The sequence below is a fragment of the Actinomycetota bacterium genome (assembly GCA_030650795.1).
Lineage (GTDB): Bacteria > Actinomycetota > Actinomycetes > S36-B12 > S36-B12 > UBA11398.
The window spans coordinates 48,484-67,723 of record JAUSDJ010000028.1 but is presented as its reverse complement, the minus strand read 5'-3'; the positions used below and the strand labels follow the sequence as shown (position 1 = coordinate 67,723).

Sequence of the window (19,240 nt, the reverse complement as noted above, 5' to 3'; positions counted from 1 at the left end):
CCGCAGGGCACGGCTTTGTCTTCCAGCAGGGCGATCCACTGCGCCGTGCTGCGGGTGCGGGTGACGGCTTCCATCGCTGGAATCAGCACAGTGCGGTGTTTCACCCGCAGGGTGTTGGTGGCAAAACGCGGGTCAGCGGCCCAATCGGGGCGCTCCACGGCCTGACAAAACCGGGCAAACTGGCCGTCATTGCCAACCGCCAGCAGCATGGCGCCGTCGGCTGTGGGAAAGTCCTGATACGGTGCCAGGCTGGGGTGGCTGTTGCCCTGGCGCTGGGGCACCGCGCCGGAATTCAGAAACCCCCCGGCCTGATTCGCCAGAATAGCCATGCCGACGTCAAGCAGCGCCATGTCGATGTGCTGTCCTGCGCCGGTGCGGTTGCGCACCTCTAGCGCCGCGAGGATGGCTGACGTAGCGTAAACGCCGGTGAACAGATCGGTCAGTGCCACGCCCACGCGCAGGGGGCCGCCACCGGGCACCGCATCGGGGCGGCCGGTGATGCTCATCATGCCGGTCATGGCCTGGATCATCAAATCGTAGCCGGCGCGCTCGGCATAGGGCCCGTCCTGGCCAAAGCCGGTGACGGAGCAGTAGATCAGGCGCGGGTTGATGGCTTGCAGGCTGGCATAGTCCAGCCCGTAATGCGCCAGCCCGCCGACCTTGAAGTTTTCAACCAGAATGTCGCTGCTCAAAGCCATCTGGCGGATCAGCGCCTGCCCTTCAGACTTCGCCATGTCGATCGTGATGGAGCGTTTGTTGCGGTTGCAGGCGGTGAAATAGCTGGCCTGATCGGTGTCATGCCCCTGCCCATCTTTCAGGAACGGTGGCCCCCAGTGACGCGTATCATCGCCCACACCGGGGCGCTCGACCTTGACCACATCGGCGCCCAGGTCCGCCAGCATCTGGGTACACCAGGGGCCGGCCAGGACGCGGGACAGGTCTAGGACTTTTAGATGCGAGAGCGCGCCTTGGGGCTTTGAAGATTCAGTCATTTCAATTCGAAAACGCCGCAATGCCTGTCTGCGCCCGACCCAGAATCAGCGCATGGATATCGTGCGTGCCTTCATAGGTGTTGACCACCTCAAGATTGACCAGATGCCGCGCCACGCCGAACTCGTCCGAGATGCCGTTGCCGCCCATCATGTCGCGCGCCAGACGGGCGATGTCCAGTGATTTACCGCAGGAGTTGCGTTTGAGCAGGGAGGTGAGTTCAACCGAGGCCGTGCCCTCGTCCTTCATGCGGCCCAGGCGCAGGCAGCCTTGCAGGCCCAGCGCGATCTCGGTTTGCATGTCGGCCAGTTTTTTCTGGATCAACTGGTTGGCAGCCAAAGGGCGGCCAAACTGTTTGCGGTCCATGGTGTACTGGCGGGCGCGGACCCAGCAGTCTTCGGCCGCGCCCAGGGCACCCCAGGCGATGCCGTAGCGGGCAGAATTCAGGCAGGTGAACGGGCCTTTGAGACCCTGCACCTCGGGGAAGGCGTTTTCTTCCGGGCAAAACACGCCGTCCATCACGATTTCGCCGGTGATCGACGCACGCAGGCCCACTTTGCCGTGGATGGTGGGGGCCGACAGGCCTTGCATGCCTTTTTCCAGCACGAAGCCGCGAATCGGGCCGACCTGGCCGCTCGCGCTCACCTCTATGGCCCAGACCACAAACACGTCGGCCATCGGGCTGTAGGAGATCCACATCTTGCTGCCGCTGAGCTTGTAGCCACCGGCCACTTTGTGCGCTCGCGTGGCCATGGAGCCGGGGTCGGAGCCGTGGTCGGGCTCGGTCAGGCCAAAGCAGCCGATCCACTCGCCGGTCGCCAGTTTGGGCAGGTATTTTTGCCGCTGCGCCTCGGTGCCGAACTCAAAAATAGGCACCATGACCAGGGAGCTTTGCACGCTCATCATGGAGCGGTAGCCCGAGTCGACGCGCTCCACTTCGCGGGCAATCACGCCATAGGCCACGTAGTTGAGGCCCGGGCCGCCGTAGGCTTCAGGAATGGTGGGGCCCAGCAGTCCGAGCTCGCCCATTTCGCGGAAAATGGCGGGGTCGGTCGTGCCGTCGCGAAACGCCTGCGTCACACGCGGCTGTAACTTGTCCTGACAGTAGGCAGCCGCAGCGTCGCGAATCATGCGTTCGTCGGCGGTGAGTTGCTGGTCGAGCAAAAAAGGGTCTTGCCAGTTGAATGCAGCGTGGGCCATGAGGGGTCTCCAGATAAAAAGGAAAGAAGTTCAGGTCTGCATCAGCAGCAGATAGCGCATGTTAACGGACGCCAGCCACCACGGCAAACGACGATTATTCATCCAGATATGCGTATTTCTTATATATCGATTTAAGGATAAGCTTTCATATAACTTCTAAAGCATGTCTATTTTGGCAATCAGCCGGTTAATTTACTTGCCTATAAGCTATCATTAATATAGCGTTTTTAGAACCCGACCGATGATAAATTGTGTATATTACGCACACCATGCGCAGAAAAATACCTTCTTTACAAGCCCTGGCCTGCTTTGAGTCCGCTGCCAGGCACGAAAGCTACACCCGCGCCGCGCAAGAGCTGGCGCTGACGCAGGGGGCGGTGTCGCGCCAGATCACGACCCTGGAAGACTATATCGGCGTTGCCCTGTTTCGCCGCACCCGGCATGGCGTGGCGCTGACCGAGCGCGGCACTGAATACGCCCGCCAGGTAGCGCCGCGTCTGCAGGGACTGGAGCAGGACACGCTGGACGTGATGTCCGCCCAGGGCCGCGGCAACACCGTCCATCTGGCGGCTGTGCCCACCTTTGCGACGCGCTGGCTGATACCGCGTCTGTCCGACCTGGCGGTATTGCACCCGGACATCACCGTCCATATCGAAACCCGTACCCGCCCCTTCATGTTTGCCGAGACGCCGTTTGATGCGGCTCTGTACGCGGGCACGCTCGATCAGGTGAGCAACTGGGCGGGCACCCGTTCCATGCGGCTGCTGGCCGAAGAGGTGGTGCCGGTGTGCAGCCCGAAACTGATGGGGACAGAGACCTCGTTGTCACCCGAAGCCATCGCCCAGCGCCCTTTGCTGCAGCAAAGCACCCGCTTTGATGCGTGGCGGCAGTGGTTCGATGCCATGGGCGTAGCGGCACCGCTGGCCCTGTCCGGGCCCCGCTATGAACTGTTCTCCATGACGGCAGCCGCAGCCGCCCATGGTCTCGGACTGGCACTGGTGCCGCGCTTGCTGATTGAAGCCGAACTGGCGCGGGGCGAGCTGGTGGTGGCCTGCGATCAGCCACTGCGGGGCAAGCGGGGTTACTTTCTGGTGACACCAGAACGCGGGGAGGAGCGCCCCGTCATGACCACATTTCTGGCCTGGCTGCAGGAGGCCGCGACACAGGCGGGGTAAGTCCTGGGTCCGGGTAACTGACACCGGTACTACAAAAAACCCCAAAAAACCGCTAAGCTTGTCTCGTGTCTGGCTTTCTGCCTTTATCGCTCCCACTTTCTGATTTTTTCTGATTTTTCTAATTTACCTAACTGACCGCTATGGACATGAAAACATCCCCTCTCTCGCTCTTGAACGACCCCAGCCTGCTCAAAACCGACGCCTTGATCAATGGCGAGTGGGTGGCCGGGACCACCAGATTTGACGTAAATGACCCCTCTACAGGGTTAAACCTGGCCTCAGTCAGCAATTTATCTGCCTCTGATGCTACCAAAGCAATAGCATTTGCACAGGCTGCCCTGCCCGCCTGGCGCAGCAAGACCGGCAAAGAACGCCATGCGATTTTGCTCAAATGGTTTCAGCTCCTGATGGCGAACCAGGAAGACCTGGGCCGCATCATGACCGCCGAGCAGGGCAAACCGTTTGCAGAAGCCAAAGGCGAAGTCGCTTATGGCGCCAGCTTTGTGGAGTGGTTTGCGGAAGAAGCCAAACGCGTCAATGGCGAGGTGTTGCCGCAGTTTGACAACAACCGCCGTCTGTTGGTGATGAAACAACCGATTGGCGTGTGCGCGGCGATCACGCCCTGGAACTTCCCGCTGGCGATGATTACCCGCAAGGTCGCCCCAGCCCTGGCAGCAGGCTGCACCGTGATTGTCAAACCTGCAGAACTCACGCCACTGACGGCGCTGGCCGCCGCCGAACTGGCGGTGCGGGCGGGCATTCCGGCAGGTGTGCTCAATATCCTGACCGCTGACAGTGACCATTCCATTGCGATTGGCAAGGTGTTCTGCGCCAGCCCCATCGTCAGCCACATCAGCTTCACAGGCTCGACCGAGGTGGGCCGCATTTTGATGGCGCAAAGCGCGCCAACGGTGAAAAAACTGGCGCTGGAGCTGGGTGGCAATGCACCGTTTATCGTGTTTGATGACGCCGATGTGGACTCTGCCGTCGAGGGCGCGATGGCCAGCAAGTACCGCAATGCCGGCCAAACCTGCGTTTGCGCCAACCGAATTTATGTGCAGGATGGTGTCTATGACACCTTTGTCAGCAAATTTGCCGCCAAGGTCAAAGCCCTCAAAGTGGGCAACGGCTTTGCCGAGGGCGTGGTGCAAGGGCCGTTGATAGAGCCGGCCGCCATAGACAAGGTTGAGCGCCATGTGGCAGATGCACTGGCAAAAGGCGGCAAGCTGCTGGCGGGTGGCAAACGCCTGACGGGTCAATTCTTTGAACCCACACTGATCGGCGATGCGACACCTGACATGCTGTGCGCCCGCGAAGAAACCTTCGGCCCCTTCGCACCGGTGTTTCGCTTTCACACTGAGCAAGAAGCCATTGACGCCGCCAACAACACCGAATTCGGCCTGGCCAGCTATTTCTACAGCCGTGATGTGGGACGCATTTTTCGCGTGGCCGAGGCGCTGGAGTACGGCATGGTGGGCATCAACGCAGGTGTGATTGCCACCGAGCATGTGCCGTTCGGCGGGGTCAAGCAGTCCGGCCTCGGGCGTGAAGGTTCACGCCATGGCATGGACGAGTATCTGGAGATGAAGTACCTGTGCATGGGCGACATCCTCAAGTAAAACACCCGAAGCTATTTTCCTTGCGGGCATCAAGTTCCCACCCGCAGTGCATGGGCCAGATGTGCCAGACAATCGGCAACGATGGGGCTGCGCAGCTGCTGCGGCCCACGCGCCATCAGCACGATGCGTCGCGTGATGGCCGGTGACCCGAGCGCTCGCACGACCAGCCCGCCGGTCGGCAGACCATGCGTGTACAGGCGCGAGATCACACCCACCGCCAGGCCACTGCGGACCAGGCTGTAAAGCGATTCGCTGTAGAGCAGCCGGTCCGCCCCATCCAGCGCAATGCCGAGCTGGCGCAAGGTTGCCATGGCCAGGTCATAGGTGCTGCCGCGGGCAAACAGAGCCAGGCGCTCCCCCGCAAGCTCGCGCCAGTGCAGCGCCGCCCGCGGCCCGCGCTGGGCCAGGCGGTGCTGGCGCGGCAGTACCGCGACCAGGTCATCTTCTGCCACGGTGAACGTGTCCATACCGGGGGGCAGATCGAAGTCGGCGCCCAGCCCGATGTCGACCTCCCCAGTCTGCACCGCAGCCACCAGGTCGTCGTTCAGCGGGTCGCGGATGCTCAGTCGCACTTCCGGGTGGTGGCGCTGCCAGTCAGCCAGCGGTGATGCCAACAGGTGCATGGCCGAAGGCAGGGCCGCCATCCGCAACTGGCTGGCCTGACCGGCCAGCGCCTGGTGCAAGGCCGCCACGCCATGGGTATAGCTGTTGATGAGCCACGCCACCTCGGGCAGCAAGGCCTGACCCGCTGCGGTCAGGCTGACATGATGGGTGCTGCGTTCGAACAGCACAACATCGAGCTGGTTTTCCATCTCGCGAATGGCCGCCGACAGCGCCGGTTGGGTCAGCGCGAGCTCACTGGCCGCCCGGCTGAAGCTGGCATGGCGTGCCACCGCCTGGAAAGCCCGCAACTGGCGCAGCGTGGGCTGGCGCAACGGCGCACTGTTTTTGGGCGTGATCTTGCTCATAAATTTACCTGATGAATTTATCAAATTAAAGCATAGTCATTATGAGCAAAAATTGAGATGGCGCATGTATAGTGAAGTCACACAGCCAGCATGCGACGCGTGCTGGTGTTCAAGCATTCACTCGAAAGGTCGGCCATGTCTGCATTCATTCGTTCTGGTTTGGGTCTTGCTGTTGCGGCACTGGTATTGGCGGTGCAGCCGGCGGCGGCGCAGGAGCGCACCCTGGTGGTGTCCGCATTTGGGGTGAGCCAGGATCTGATGCGCAAAGACTTGTATGCACCGTTTGAGGCCAGGTGCAAGTGCAAGATCGTGGTGAATGTGGGCAACAGCGCCGACCGGCTGGCCAAGCTGGAGGCGCGCAAGGGCAACCCCGAGGTGGATGTGGCGGTGCTGGCCGACTTCGCAGCCATGGAAGCCGCCCAGAAAGACCTGATTGAACCGATTGATGTGTCCAAGCTCAAGAACTACAGCAAGCTGCATGAGGTGGCCAAGAACCCGATTGGCAACCACATGGGGGTGGGTTACACCTACTTTGCGACCAGCATCATCTACCGCAGCGACAAGGTCAAGATCAATTCGTGGGCCGACCTGACCCAACCCGCACTAAAAGGGCGACTTGCGCTGCCCAACATCACCACCACGCAAGGCCCGACCATGCTGCTGATGATGGACAAGGCCTTTGGCGGCACCACGCCCAACTTCGCCACCGGTATCAACAAGGTGTCGGAGATGAAGGGCGGCGTGGTTACCTTCTATGAGCGTTCGGCACAGCTGGTGCAGTTGTTCCAGCAGGATGAAATTTATGCGGCCGTCGCCGGCCGCTTCAACTGGCCGCTGATCAAGAAGCTCAATCTGCCACTGGCCTGGGCCACGCCCAAAGAAGGCGTGACCGGCGGCATCAACGTGCTGGTGGTGACCAAAGGTTCCAAAAACAAGGACCTGGCCTACGCCTTCATCGACGAATGGCTCTCCACCGAGGCGCAAACCCGGCTCGCCATGGACCTGGTCGACAGCCCGGCCAACAAGGAAGTGAAACTGCCGCGCGAAGTGGCCGATGTGCTCACCTATGGCAACGACACCGTGAAAGCACTCAACCTGATTCCGCCGACACAGGTGTTGTTGCACCGCAAGGCCTGGGTGGATGGCTGGAACGCCAAAGTGGCACGCTAAGCGGATTAAGCGGATCCGGTCAATGTTTGACAATCGCCGTATCGGCATGGCGCTGGCCGTGCCCGCCGTCCTGTTCATCGCGCTGGCTTTTCTGGTGCCGGTGGCCGTTCTGCTGTCGGGCAGCGTGGCCACGGCCGACGGCTGGGGGCTGGGTCGCTTCACCGAATTTTTTGCCGATTCGCTGTACCGCGAAGTGGTGTGGCGCACCATCCGTCTGGGCGCACTGGTCACACTGACCTGCGCAGCGCTGGGTTATGTGGCGGCGCTGGCCATCGTGCAGGCCGGACCGACCTGGAAGGGCCGTTTTGTCGGATTGATCGTGCTGCCACTGATGATCTCGCCGGTGGCACGGACCTACGCCTGGATCGTGATTCTCGGGCGCACCGGCATGGCCAATCAACTGATCACCGGGCTGGGCCTCTCGGCCGAGCCGCTGCGTCTGCTGTTCACCGAGACCGCCGTGTTCATCGGCCTGGTGCAATTGTTTTTGCCGCTGATGGTCTTGTCGCTGGTCAGTGCGCTGGAGAACCTGCCGGCCGATGTGGTGCCGGCGGCGCGGGTGCTGGGCGCCGGCTGGATGCCCGTGTTTTTCAGGGTCATTTTGCCGCTGACCAGGGAGGGCCTGGTGACCGGCGGCACGCTGGTGTTCACCGGGGCCATTACGGCCTACATCACGCCCGCCGTGCTGGGCGGCTCCAAGGTGCTGATGCTGGAAACCCTGTTGTACCAGCGCGTGTCCGTGTCCAACGATTTTGTCTCGGCCAGTGTGATCGCCGTCATCCTGATTGCCATGGGTGTGGCGGCGCACACCCTGCTCAAGCGCGCAGCGAAAGCGCGGGCACGATGATCAACATGCCTTCAGGAGTGATGCGATGCGGGTGACCGGATGGGCCGTACTACTGGCCGTGATTGTGTTTTTACTCGGACCCTTTCTGGTGATTGCGGCGGCCGGCCTGTCGGCGGGCGACACGCTGGCGTTTCCACCGCAGGGCCTGTCGCTCAAATGGGTTTATGCGGTCTTCGCGATGGAGAACTTTCGCGCCAGTTTCGTCCTGTCGCTGGAACTGGCGGTGGGCTCCACGCTGCTGGCCCTGCTGCTGGGGGTGCCGGCCGCCTACGGACTCTCGCGTTACCAGGTGCCGGGGCGCGAAATCATCCGCACCATCGTACTGACGCCGGTGATCGTGCCTGGCATCATTGTCGGCCTGGCACTGCTGCGCCACGCCGTCATCCCCCTGGGCCTGTCGGTCGCCACCGCGCTGGTGTTGGCCCATACCGTGCTGATCGTGCCGTATGCGGTGCGCGTGGTCACGGCCAGCCTGGAGAACCTGCGCACCGATGTGGAGGAAGCCGCCGTCATGCTGGGGGCCACCCGCCTGGGCACGTTTTTCCGGATCGTGCTGCCCAATATCCGCAACGGCATCCTGGCGGCCTTCATTCTTGGGTTCGTGACCTCCTTCAACCAGGTGCCGGTGTCGCTGTTCCTGACCGGGCCGGGCATCACCACCCTGCCGATCGACATGCTGTCGGCCATGGAGTTTGTCTACGACCCGTCGATTGCCGCGCTGTCGGCACTGATGGCCTTGATGTCGATGGCCATTGTGCTGCTGGCCGAACGTTTGCTGGGGTTGTCACGCTATGTCTGATGTTTTCTCTGAAACTGTGAGGTCTAAAGCTGTGTCTTCGTCATTTTTATCCCTTGAAGACCTCACGCTGGCCTACGGCGGGCAAGTGGCGGTCGAGCGCCTGAACCTGTCGGTGCGTGAAGGTGAATTGCTGGCGCTGCTGGGCCCGTCAGGCTGCGGCAAAACCACCACCATGCGCGCCATTGCCGGGCTGCTGACACCGCAGCAGGGGCGCATCCTGCTGGACGGACAGGACATCACGCGGCTGCCACCCAACCAGCGCGAGGTCGGACTGGTGTTCCAGTCGTACGCGCTGTTTCCGCATTTGTCGGTGTTCGAGAACGTGGCCTTCGGCCTGCGACTGAGAAACGTGACCGGCGATGAGATGAAACGCCGCGCCATGGAAGCCATCGACATGGTGGGGTTGAATGGCTTCGAGCGGCGCCTGCCGCGCGAACTGTCGGGTGGCCAGCAACAGCGGGTGGCATTGGCGCGCTCGGTGGTGGTGCGGCCGCGCTTGCTGCTGCTGGACGAACCGCTGTCCAACCTCGACGCCCGCCTGCGGCTGGAAATGCGCAGTGAGTTGCAGCGCCTGCAGCGCGAGCTGGGTGTGACCATGATGTACGTCACGCACGATCAGGTCGAGGCACTGGCGCTGGCCGACCGCGTGGTGGTGATGCGTGCGGGCCGCATTGCGCAGCAGGGCCCGCCGGCTGATATTTATGAGCGCCCGACCTCGGCCTTTGTGGCGCAATTCGTGGGGATTGAAAATGTGTTTCGCGTGAACAGCGAGGGGCTCAAAGGTGCGACCGGCACCCTGCCCTGGCCGTCGGGTGCCGGGTCGGCGCTGCCCGCAGCGGCCCATGCGCTGGCCTGGCGTCCGCGCAGCGTGCTGCTGGGTCAGGGGCCACATGAAGGCCGGGTGATGGGCGTGTCTTACCTGGGCGAGGCGGTCGAGTACCTGATTGAATGCAGCGCCGGACCCCTCAAGGCGCAAACCCTGCCGCAGGCACCACGTTTTGCCGTCCAGGCCAGCGTGCGTTTTGACTTGCCGCTGCAAGACGCCGTCCACCTGCAGGAAGACTGAATGCAACACGTCTGGATCGATACCGACATGGGCTTCGACGACCTCGCAGCCGTCTTGACCGTGGCCCACACGCCGGGCTGGGTGATCGACGGCCTGTCGCTGGTGGCGGGCAACGCGCCCATGGACGTGGTGCTTGACAACGCGCTGCGCGCCGCAGCCTTCTTTGACTGGACTTTTCCCCTGCACCGCGGCTGCGAACGGCCACTCATCGGGGAACTGGTCACGGCGCAAAATATCCTGGGACAGGATGCCATGAAATCGGCCGGGGGCAGCCTGCCGCTTCAACGCGCGGCGCTGGCGTCCGACGATGCGGTGGCGGCGCTCGTCCGCTACCTGGAACACGCCAGCCAGCCAGTCACCGTGCTGGCCCTCGGCCCCCTGACCAACCTGGCCACCGTGCTGCTGACCCGCCCCGAATTGGCAGCGCGGGTGGGCCAGCTGGTGTGGATGGGCGGCAGCGCCGGGCCGGGCAACCATACGGCGGCGGCGGAGTTCAACGCGGCGGTGGACCCCGAGGCTATTCAAACGATGCTGGACGGCGGGATGCCACTGCAGATGGTCGGACTTGATGCCTGCCGCCAGGTGCGCGTGCATGCCGCCGATGCACAGGCCCTGCGCGAGACCGGCACGGCGCGCGGCGCGCTGCTGGCCGATTTGCTGCTGGGTTACATCCGGATTGCCAGCCCGGATGGCAGCGCACCGATGGCCCTGTATGACCCTACGGCGGCAGCGGCCTTGGTGACGCCCGCGGGCATGGTGTTCCGGCCGGCCCATGTGGTGGCCGAGCTGGAGGGACGACACACACGCGGCATGACCGTGGTGGAGTGGCGTGTGCCGCGCCGCGCCGTCGCCAATGCGCAGGTGGCCAGCACGGCTGACGAATCGCGGTTGCGCCAGGTCGTGCTTGATGCCTTGCACCGTGCCGCCCATCGGAAGGGGTGATGATGACGGACACCCACCCATCACCCAGAGCCGCTGAATCGGACGTCAATCCATCCGCAGCGGTGCAGCAATTTTTGCATGCCATCCCGAAGGTCGAGCTGCATTGCCACCTGCTGGGCACCGTGCGGCAAGAGACTTTCCGCGATCTGGCGCGGCGCGAAAAAGCGCCTTTGACGGATGAGGAGATCACCGCCTTCTATACCCGTGGCGAGAAACCGGTGGGTGTGCTGCGCGTGCTGCGTTCGCTCGATGCCTATCTGCTTAAAACGCCTGACGACCTGCACCGCATCACCTATGAATACCTGCGGGACGCGGCCAGTCACCAGGTGCGCTACGCCGAGTTTTTCTGGAACCCGACCGGCACGGTGCGCGAGTCCGGCATGTCCTACCTGCAGGCGCAGACCGCGATGGTACGCGCTATCGCGGACGCCCGGCGTGATGCCGGCATCATCGGTCGGCTGCTGCCCTCGATTGACCGCGAGGCCTCGCCACGCGACGCGCTGGAGATGGTGCAGTGGATGAGCGCCCACCGCTGCGACGAAGTGCCGGGCATGGGCATCGACTACCGCGAAGTGGACCGTCCGCCCGAGTTGTTTACCGAGGCCTATGCGGCCGCGCGGCGCGCCGGGTTCAGGACCACCGCCCATGCCGGCGAATTCGGCATGCCCTGGACCAATGTAAAAACCGCCGTGGAGCAACTGCATGTGGACCGGATCGACCATGGCTACACCATCGTGGACGCGCCTGAATTTGCACGCGAATGTGTGGCGCGGGATCTGGTGTTCACCGTGGTGCCGACCAATTCGTATTACCTGCGCACGCTGGCCCCGCAGCGCTGGGCGCTCGACCACCCGATTCGCCGGATGCACCAGCTGGGTCTGGCGCTGCACCCCAACACCGACGACCCGACGCTGCACCATGTCACGCCGACCCAGGCCTGGCTGATGATGCACCGTGACTTTGGCTTCTCGCTGGACGAACTGCGCGACTGTATGCTGCACGGCCTGACGGCCGCCTGGATCGACGACAGCACGCGCCGCGCCTGGCGCACTGACTTCACGGCCGCGTTCGACCATCTGCGGCGCCTGCACCAGGTTTAGGTTTCACGCCATGGCATGGACGAGTATCTGGAGATGAAGTAACTTTGCATGGGCGACATCCTCAAGTAAAATAGCCGCAGTTATCTTCTTTGCGGGTGTAGTTCAATGGTAGAACGCTAGCTTCCCAAGCTCGATACGAGGGTTCGATTCCCTTCACCCGCTCCACCCCGGCATCCATATGCTACTATTTTAATAGCTATATAGGCAATAAACGTGCCGGCTATAGCCATATTTGGCACGAATTTCACACCTTCCTGGCCCCTTTCTTCGTTTAACCCGGCGGCAACGGTGCTTTGCATCCGATCCGTGGGTATCGCCTGTCTCATTGCCGGTTTGCTGTGCAAGTACCCCAGGGAATTGCGCTTGAATCATGCTAATAACCAGTTTTAGCGCAATAATTTGCATTAAAACTGCGCGCGAGTCTCAGGATAATTGCGTCGACTTACATCACTACAGGACACACCATGGCTGATTTATTCGACAACCCGATGGGCCTGATGGGCTTTGAATTCGTGGAGTTCGCCTCACCTACTGCAGGCCTGCTGGAGCCCATTTTTGAGCGCATGGGCTTCACCCTGGTGGCCAGGCACCGCTCCAAAGATGTGGTGCTGTACCGCCAGGGTGACATCAACTTCATCATCAACCGCGAACCCAAAAGCGTCGCCGGCTACTTTGCCGCCGAACACGGCCCCTGCGCCTGCGGCATGGCGTTTCGTGTCAAAGACTCGCACCATGCTTATAGACGTGCCATCGAGTTAGGTGCGCAGCCGATTGAACTGCATCCTGGCCCGATGGAGCTGAATTTACCCGCCATCAAAGGCATTGGCGGTGCACCGCTGTATTTGATCGACCGTTTTGAGGAGGGCAAATCGATCTACGACATTGACTTTGACTTCATCGATGGTGTGGATCGTCACCCGCTGGGCCATGGCCTCAAACTCATCGACCACCTGACCCACAATGTCTACCGTGGCCGCATGGCCTTCTGGGGCGCGTTCTACGAGCGGCTGTTCAATTTCCGTAAAATCCGCTATTTCGACATCCAGGGCGAATACACCGGGCTGACCTCGCGCGCCATGACCGCACCCGACGGCAAGATCCGCATTCCGCTGAACGAGGAATCGAAGCAGGGCGGCGGCCAGATCGAAGAATTCCTGCTGAAGTTCAACGGCGAAGGCATCCAGCACATTGCGCTGATCTGCGACGACCTGTTGGCGACGGTGGACAAGCTGGCGCTGGCGGGCGTGCCGCTGATGACGGCACCAAGCGAGAGCTACTACGAGATGCTGGACGGCCGTCTGCCCGGCCACGGTCAGCCGGTGGCTGAATTGCAGACGCGCGGCATTTTGCTCGATGGCAGCACGGAAGGTGGCACGCCGCGCCTGTTGCTGCAGATTTTCTCGCAGCCGCAACTCGGCCCGGTGTTCTTCGAATTCATCCAGCGCAAGGGCGACGAGGGCTTTGGCGAAGGCAATTTCAAGGCGTTGTTCGAGTCGCTGGAGCGCGACCAGGTGCGCCGCGGCGTGCTCGACGTGAAGGCTTGACGGCGGGGAAGTCATCATGGAACGTCCATTGAACGAGATCGTGAAGCATGGCCTTGCAGCGGGCGATGCCAGCCCACCCGAACGGCCAGACTGGACCATCGACCAAGGCTGGGACAACTACAGTGCGCAAGAGCACACCACCTGGAAGACGCTTTTCGAACGCCAGACCAAGCTGCTGCCAGGACGCGCCTGCGACGAGTTTGTGCAGGGGATGCGTGACCTGCCGATCGGCGCAGACGAGATTCCGGACTTCCGGCGCTTAAGCGATGTCCTGATGAAACGCACCGGCTGGCAAGTCGTCGCGGTGCCGGGGCTGGTGCCGGACGAGGTGTTTTTCGAACACCTCGCCCATCGGCGCTTTCCCGCCGGACACTTCATTCGCAAACCGCATGAACTCGATTATCTTGAGGAACCTGATGTCTTTCACGATGTCTTCGGTCATGTCCCGATGCTGATGAACCCGGCCATCGCCGATTACATCCAGGCCTACGGCGTCGGTGGATTGCGCGCTCAAAAGCTGGGCGTACTGGATAAATTGGCCCGCGTTTACTGGTACACCGTCGAGTTCGGCCTCGTGAAACAGAAGGATGGCTTGCGCATCTACGGCGCAGGAATTGCGTCGTCCTATACGGAAAGTGTTTTTGCCCTTGACGACCCATCACCCAATCGCGTCATGTTCAAGCTCGAACGCGTCATGCAAACCAACTACCGCATCGACGACTTTCAGGAAACCTACTTCGTCCTCAACGATCTCAATGAGCTGCTTGACCTGGCCAGGATCGACTTCGCCCCGATCTACAATCGGATTCAGGGCAAGCCGGACTACGAGCCGGGCCAGCTCCTCTCCGACGACGTGCTGATTGCCCGCGGCACAGGTCGCTATCATGCTGACAAGCGCGGGAGAAAATAACATGAGAACCAGCAACCAAACGGTCATACGAACTGTCCTGGTAACCGGCGCAGCCGGCAATCTGGGCCGCGCCGTGGTCAATGCTTTCGCGGCAGACGGCGCCAATCTGGTGCTGGTCGACCTGCGACGCGAGAGCCTCGAACAGAGCTATGGCACAGAGAACGGGCAGCGCCTGTTTGCTCCCGCCAACCTGCTGGAGCAGGAGCAGGTCCAGGACGCCGTGCAAGCTGCGATCGAGCGCTTTGGCCGCATTGATGTGCTGTGCAACCTGGCCGGTGGCTTTCGCATGGGCGAGGCGGTGCACGAGACAGCGGACAGCACCTGGGACTTCCTGCAGGATATCAACACCCGCACGCTGCTGAACATGGTTCGCGCCGTGGTGCCGCACATGCTGCAAAGCGGCGGCGGCAAGATCGTCAATGTCGGGGCCTTTGCCGCGCAACGGGGCATGGCACAGATGGGGGCCTACTGCGCCGCCAAGAGCAGCGTCATCCGCCTGACCGAAGCGATGGCCGCCGAATTGCGCGAGCAACACATCAACGTCAATTGCGTGCTGCCAACCATCATTGACACCCCCGAGAACCGCGCCGCCATGCCGGATGCCGATCCCAAGCGCTGGGTTGCACCCAGGGATCTGGCCAGTGTGATCAGCTTTCTTGCCTCGGACGCGGCACAAGCCGTTCACGGTATCAGCTTGCCGGTGACGGGTTTGAGTTGAGTTGAGTTGAGTTGAGTTGAGTTGAGTTGAGTTGAGTTGAGTTGAGTTGAGTTGAGTTGAGTTGAGTTGAGTGGCGCAGGACCGCAAGGCCCTTGCCGTGATCGCTCAGAGTCGGCGTTAAATTAACTTGACGCCAGCGAGGTATAGGTTGCATCAATCAATGCAGTTGCCCAAGGGCCGGTGTCAGCGATGGAAGCCATCCGGTTGGGCGAATAGCTGAAGCTCATGCGCCGGTCGGGGTCCGCAAAGGCAATGGCGCCGCCCATTCCTGGATGACCGAAGTTACGCTTGCCGCGACCGATCTTGAATGCCGGACCCGCGAGCATAAATCCAAGTCCCATGCTGAATGGCCGTTTTGTCATGAAATCCATGGCCTCCCATCCGCCGCGAGTTGCCTCGGCCAGGACTTCTGGCGCCAGCACCTCATGACCGTTCAGAGAACCACCACAAGCAAGCGCAGCGTAAATACGGGCCATTCCACGCGCATTGCCGTGGCCTGCATAGCGGCGCCAGAAGGTGGAGTTGTAATCCTCGTCACGCGGCAACGGACGCCAGGCACGATACAGCGGTGAGGCTGCGTTGCGTTTCATTCCCTCAAGGCTGGGTGTACCCGGCGTTTCTATGTACTGCGCACACAAGACATGCTGATGGTCCTCCAAGCCTAGCCAGTATTCGGCCCCGAGAGGCGTGGCGATCTGATCCCGATGATAGGTTTGAACACTCTGCCCCGTCACCTGACGAACAAGTTCGGAGCACAAGGGTGGAAATGAAAACGAGTGATAACAGGGTTGTGTTCCGGGCTCCCATTCAGGCTTTTGCGCAGCAAGCGCTGCGGCAACCACCCCAGGCTCGTAGAGTGATCCCAAGGGTGCCGCATCAGGGTATGGCAATCCGGCAAGGTGGCCCAAAAGCATGCGAACACTGATTTTGTCCTTGCCGGCTTGTGCAAACTCAGGCCAGTAGCTGGCGACAGCTGCATCGAGTTGCATCCGCCCCTGGCTGACCAGACGCAACACGCTCAGCGCAAAAATCGATTTTCCGACCGATTTCATGTCGGTGACGGTGTCCCGTCTCCAGGGATCCTTGCGTTCCTTATCGCGATAGCCCGCCCAGAGATCCACCACCGTCTCGCCATCAACCATCACACAAACTGCGCAGCCCACTTCGTCGCCAGCCGCCATATTGCATTCGAGAGCATTCCTCACGGCTGAAAATACAGGGTCGCAATAGCCATCAACAGGTATGTTGTTCAATTTATCAGTCATTTCTGCCTATCCCTGGAGGTACATAATTTAGTCCATTGTTACATTGGCGCTTTTGACAACGCCGGACCACTTGACAATCTCGGCATTCAGCGTCTTACCGAATTCCTCGGGAGTCATCGGCATAACCTGGCTGTCCACTTTCGCCCATGCTTCGCGCACTTCCGGACGTGTGATGATCTTGTTGATCTCGGAGTTGAGCAGGTCGACCACTTGGCGGGGTGTGCCGGTGGGCACCATGATGCCGATCACGGCCTGGGCTTCGTAGCCCGGTACGCCGGACTCGGCAATGGTCGGTACCTCGGGCAATGCGACAGAACGATTGAGGCCCGTTGTTCCCAGGGCACGCAGTTTCCCGCTACGCACATAAGGCGCAGCACCATCCACCGTATCGAACATGAGTTGTAGCCGGCCGGTCAACAGGTCAACGCGCGCGTTGCTGCCCACCTTGTAGGGAATATGGCTCATCTCGGTGCCGGTCATCGATTCGAACAACTTGGCCTCCACATGCAGCATGCTGCCATTGCCAGTGGAGCCGTAGTTCAACGTGTTCGGTTTTGACTTGACCAGTGAAATCAATTCCTTCACTGACTTGACTGGGATCGACGGATGAACCACCAACACGCTCTGGGCGCTGCTTAACGCCGCTACGGGAACAAGATCACGCATCAACTGGTACTTCTGTCGATTGACCCCAAGCGCCTCAATCAAGGCATGGGAACTTGTAATCATCACAAGGGTGTAACCATCCGCTGGTGATTTGGCCGCAGCCTCTGTGCCAATGGCAAAGTTACCGCCGGGCTTGTTGTCAACAGTCACCGGCTGGGACAGGGCTGTTTGTAGATGAAGTGCCACGAGTCGCGCAAAAATATCGGTTGTACCTCCCGCACCAAAGGGGACGATGATTCGCACCGGTCGTGACGGCCAGGTTTGTGCTGAGGCGGTTTGCATCGGACCGGTCAGTGCCAGCAAGCCAAGGGAAACAATGAACATACGGCGAAAGAGGATCATTTGAAATTCTCCGGTTTGGTTTTTAAACAGCGTGAATCAGAATATTGAAAGTCAGGAGCTAAGCGATCCGCAGTTGATCCTGTTGTGTTGTATCGAAAACGAGTGATCTTTCCGCATCTTGCTGGTCAAACGTAAATATGTGGTTATCCGCGCAGCAGAAGGGTCTGTTCCATGTCCAGTGTTCCATCTTCATGCAGCGAAACACGGTAGACCGTACGCGCCCGTTCAGGACTGATCCAGCCTTCCGCCACGTCGCTGGCTACTTTCGCCGCATCACGCGTTTGTGGCAGGCCGTACCCACCACCACCGCAAGATGCCGAGAAAACACGCTCCGCCTCATTCAGGGTCACCTGACCCCATGCCGGCAAGGATTCGATCTGTCCGTCAGCACGGCGCATGCCCTGGGATGCTGTCGCGCCGGACCATCCTCCACGGACTCCTTTTGCACCATTCGTGAATCCATCGCAGCCATAGGCAACGTTGATGGTCGCTCCGCTAACAGGACCAAACTCTGCGTAAAGACTCGATGCGCCGACATGCTTTCCGGCGCCTTCAGTATCCCGAAGGAAACGGCGCTGATGGATGTAAATGGGCTGCCGCAACTCATCAAGCTCGATGCTGTCGATGAACATTTTTCCGGCATTGCCGACATGGCCGATCAGTTGCCAGGCATCCGCCGTGGGTGCGCCGGCACCGCCTGATACGCCAATGATTACCTGATTTACAAAGGGCTTGCCAGTGACCGGATTAATACCGGAAACCACACCGCCTCCGGCCGGAATGACGCCTCCGCATTCAGCCAGGCCAATACCCTCTGCAATCCCGGCGATGGCACTCTGAACGGCATTGCCCACGCGATCTGCAATATTGGTGGTGGCTGCCGAGCACGATGTAGGGTGAACGGGGATGCCCGCGATGCAGTTTTCCCTCAAATGAATGACCAGCCGGCGAAAGCTGCCTGCATTCTTTGGCACGCTATGGTCAATGCTGTTGAACACGCCAATCATGGCTGAAGTGCGGGCGCAGGACTCGGAGAGGTTGAGCCCTAGCGGCAAGCAGTCCGGGTTATGGCGCAGGTCAATCTCGATCATGCTGTCTTCTGCGAGTATGGTAACGTCCACCCGGATAGGAATCCCTGGCTCCTGCATATTCGGCAGCGAATCATGAATGCTGGTTTTTGTGGCCATCCCCGAAGGTATGTTCCGGATGGCTGCAATCATCCGCTGTTCGCTGTAATCGAAATACTCCTGTTCGTAAGCCTGCAGGTTGTCCCAGCCAAGTTCTTCGCCAAGTGCCAGCAGTTCGCGCTCGCCAATGCGTGCAGCGCCAACCATTGCCAGATAATCGCCGTACCACTGCTCCGGAACGCGTATGCGCATCTGGCACATGCGAATGATGTCGTTGATATCCTTGTAGTCCTGCTGAACCTTCACCGCCGGGAAGATGAGCGCGCCTTCCTCGTACACATCCCTGGCCATCCCCATGTAGGTGGTCGGCTGCGAATTGCCGCAATCCGCCTGATGCGCCTTGGCCAGGACGGTGTAGCGGTGGATGCCGTCCTTGTCCATGACCGGCACCAGAATGGTGTGATCGGCCGGATGCGAGCAGCCGTGATAGGGGGAGTTATGCAGGAAGGCATCGCCTGGCTTGAGCTCAGGATGAAACTTCTGCATGGCGGCAGCCATTAAATCGGGTCCTGAAAGCACATGGATCGGCAAGCTTTCTGCCGTTGCCAGCAATGCGTTGTCGCGCGTAACAATGCAGCATGAAAAGTCTCGCGCCATATTGATGACGCCTGAGCGCGATGAGCGCAACAAGGTGTTCGACATCTTTCGGGCGATGCCGTTAAAGCGGTTAGATAGCAACGCAAGCCTGACACCGTCAGTGTTTTTTGATGAATCCGATGAACTTGACATGTC

The 19,240-nt window shown here is 60.7% G+C and carries 17 protein-coding genes and 1 tRNA gene; 12 read left to right on the top strand and 6 right to left on the bottom strand.

The window, feature by feature from the left end:
• Together Q7L55_09340 and Q7L55_09335 are read right to left on the bottom strand one after the other, a co-directional pair.
• On the bottom strand, positions 1-992 hold a 992-nt coding region (locus tag Q7L55_09340; protein MDO8732755.1), incomplete at its 3' end, for a CaiB/BaiF CoA-transferase family protein.
• A gap of 1 nt (position 993) precedes the next feature.
• Entirely contained in the window at positions 994-2,190 is a 1,197-nt protein-coding gene (locus Q7L55_09335; protein ID MDO8732754.1) for an acyl-CoA dehydrogenase, read from the bottom strand.
• A 269-nt stretch (positions 2,191-2,459) separates the two neighbouring features.
• Here Q7L55_09335 and Q7L55_09330 point away from each other — a divergent pair, with 269 nt between their 5' ends.
• Together Q7L55_09330 and Q7L55_09325 are read left to right on the top strand one after the other, a co-directional pair.
• Positions 2,460-3,365: a LysR substrate-binding domain-containing protein gene (locus Q7L55_09330; GenBank protein ID MDO8732753.1), complete on the top strand. Its 906-nt coding sequence runs from the start codon at positions 2,460-2,462 to the stop codon at positions 3,363-3,365.
• 140 nt (positions 3,366-3,505) lie between these two features.
• Positions 3,506-4,984, top strand: a complete 1,479-nt coding sequence (locus tag Q7L55_09325) for an NAD-dependent succinate-semialdehyde dehydrogenase (protein ID MDO8732752.1) — start codon at positions 3,506-3,508, stop codon at positions 4,982-4,984.
• Between the two features lie 29 nt (positions 4,985-5,013).
• On the opposite strand, the gene Q7L55_09320 is transcribed toward Q7L55_09325, so the two are convergent.
• The gene (locus tag Q7L55_09320) at positions 5,014-5,952 is read right to left on the bottom strand and encodes a LysR family transcriptional regulator (protein ID MDO8732751.1); all 939 of its coding nucleotides are present in this window, start codon (positions 5,950-5,952) and stop codon (positions 5,014-5,016) included.
• 90 nt (positions 5,953-6,042) lie between these two features.
• On the opposite strand from Q7L55_09320, the gene Q7L55_09315 reads away from it, so the two are divergent.
• The 10 genes from Q7L55_09315 to Q7L55_09270 all read left to right on the top strand — a co-directional run bounded on the left by Q7L55_09315 (position 6,043) and on the right by Q7L55_09270 (position 15,048).
• Positions 6,043-7,122, top strand: a complete 1,080-nt coding sequence (locus tag Q7L55_09315) for an ABC transporter substrate-binding protein (protein MDO8732750.1) — start codon at positions 6,043-6,045, stop codon at positions 7,120-7,122.
• Positions 7,123-7,144: 22 nt separating this feature from the next.
• Complete coding sequence (locus Q7L55_09310; GenBank protein ID MDO8732749.1) at positions 7,145-7,969, top strand: ABC transporter permease; 825 nt, start codon at positions 7,145-7,147, stop codon at positions 7,967-7,969.
• A gap of 25 nt (positions 7,970-7,994) precedes the next feature.
• Positions 7,995-8,768 carry an ABC transporter permease gene (locus Q7L55_09305; protein ID MDO8732748.1) on the top strand — a complete coding sequence of 258 codons (774 nt, stop codon included), beginning with the start codon at positions 7,995-7,997 and terminating at the stop codon, positions 8,766-8,768.
• A gap of 31 nt (positions 8,769-8,799) precedes the next feature.
• Positions 8,800-9,834 (top strand): ABC transporter ATP-binding protein, encoded by a 1,035-nt coding sequence (locus Q7L55_09300; protein MDO8732747.1) that lies wholly within the window; start codon positions 8,800-8,802, stop codon positions 9,832-9,834.
• Positions 9,835-10,776, top strand: coding sequence for a nucleoside hydrolase (locus Q7L55_09295; protein MDO8732746.1), 942 nt, complete (start codon positions 9,835-9,837; stop codon positions 10,774-10,776).
• A 2-nt stretch (positions 10,777-10,778) separates the two neighbouring features.
• The gene (locus Q7L55_09290; GenBank protein MDO8732745.1) at positions 10,779-11,876 is read left to right on the top strand and encodes an adenosine deaminase; all 1,098 of its coding nucleotides are present in this window, start codon (positions 10,779-10,781) and stop codon (positions 11,874-11,876) included.
• Positions 11,877-11,967: 91 nt separating this feature from the next.
• Positions 11,968-12,041: transfer RNA gene (locus tag Q7L55_09285), tRNA-Gly, on the top strand.
• A gap of 299 nt (positions 12,042-12,340) precedes the next feature.
• Complete coding sequence (gene hppD, locus Q7L55_09280) at positions 12,341-13,420, top strand: 4-hydroxyphenylpyruvate dioxygenase (GenBank protein ID MDO8732744.1); 1,080 nt, start codon at positions 12,341-12,343, stop codon at positions 13,418-13,420.
• 16 nt (positions 13,421-13,436) lie between these two features.
• Positions 13,437-14,330: a phenylalanine 4-monooxygenase gene (gene phhA, locus Q7L55_09275; protein ID MDO8732743.1), complete on the top strand. Its 894-nt coding sequence runs from the start codon at positions 13,437-13,439 to the stop codon at positions 14,328-14,330.
• 1 nt (position 14,331) lies between these two features.
• Positions 14,332-15,048: an SDR family NAD(P)-dependent oxidoreductase gene (locus Q7L55_09270; GenBank protein MDO8732742.1), complete on the top strand. Its 717-nt coding sequence runs from the start codon at positions 14,332-14,334 to the stop codon at positions 15,046-15,048.
• 122 nt (positions 15,049-15,170) lie between these two features.
• Here the strand turns inward: Q7L55_09270 and Q7L55_09265 are convergent, their stop codons facing one another.
• The 3 genes from Q7L55_09265 to Q7L55_09255 form a co-directional block, all read right to left on the bottom strand.
• Positions 15,171-16,313, bottom strand: coding sequence for a serine hydrolase domain-containing protein (locus tag Q7L55_09265; protein MDO8732741.1), 1,143 nt, complete (start codon positions 16,311-16,313; stop codon positions 15,171-15,173).
• A gap of 27 nt (positions 16,314-16,340) precedes the next feature.
• Complete coding sequence (locus Q7L55_09260) at positions 16,341-17,321, bottom strand: tripartite tricarboxylate transporter substrate binding protein (protein ID MDO8732740.1); 981 nt, start codon at positions 17,319-17,321, stop codon at positions 16,341-16,343.
• Positions 17,322-17,464: 143 nt separating this feature from the next.
• Positions 17,465-19,237 (bottom strand): hydantoinase B/oxoprolinase family protein, encoded by a 1,773-nt coding sequence (locus tag Q7L55_09255; protein MDO8732739.1) that lies wholly within the window; start codon positions 19,235-19,237, stop codon positions 17,465-17,467.
• Positions 19,238-19,240 lie beyond the last annotated feature (3 nt).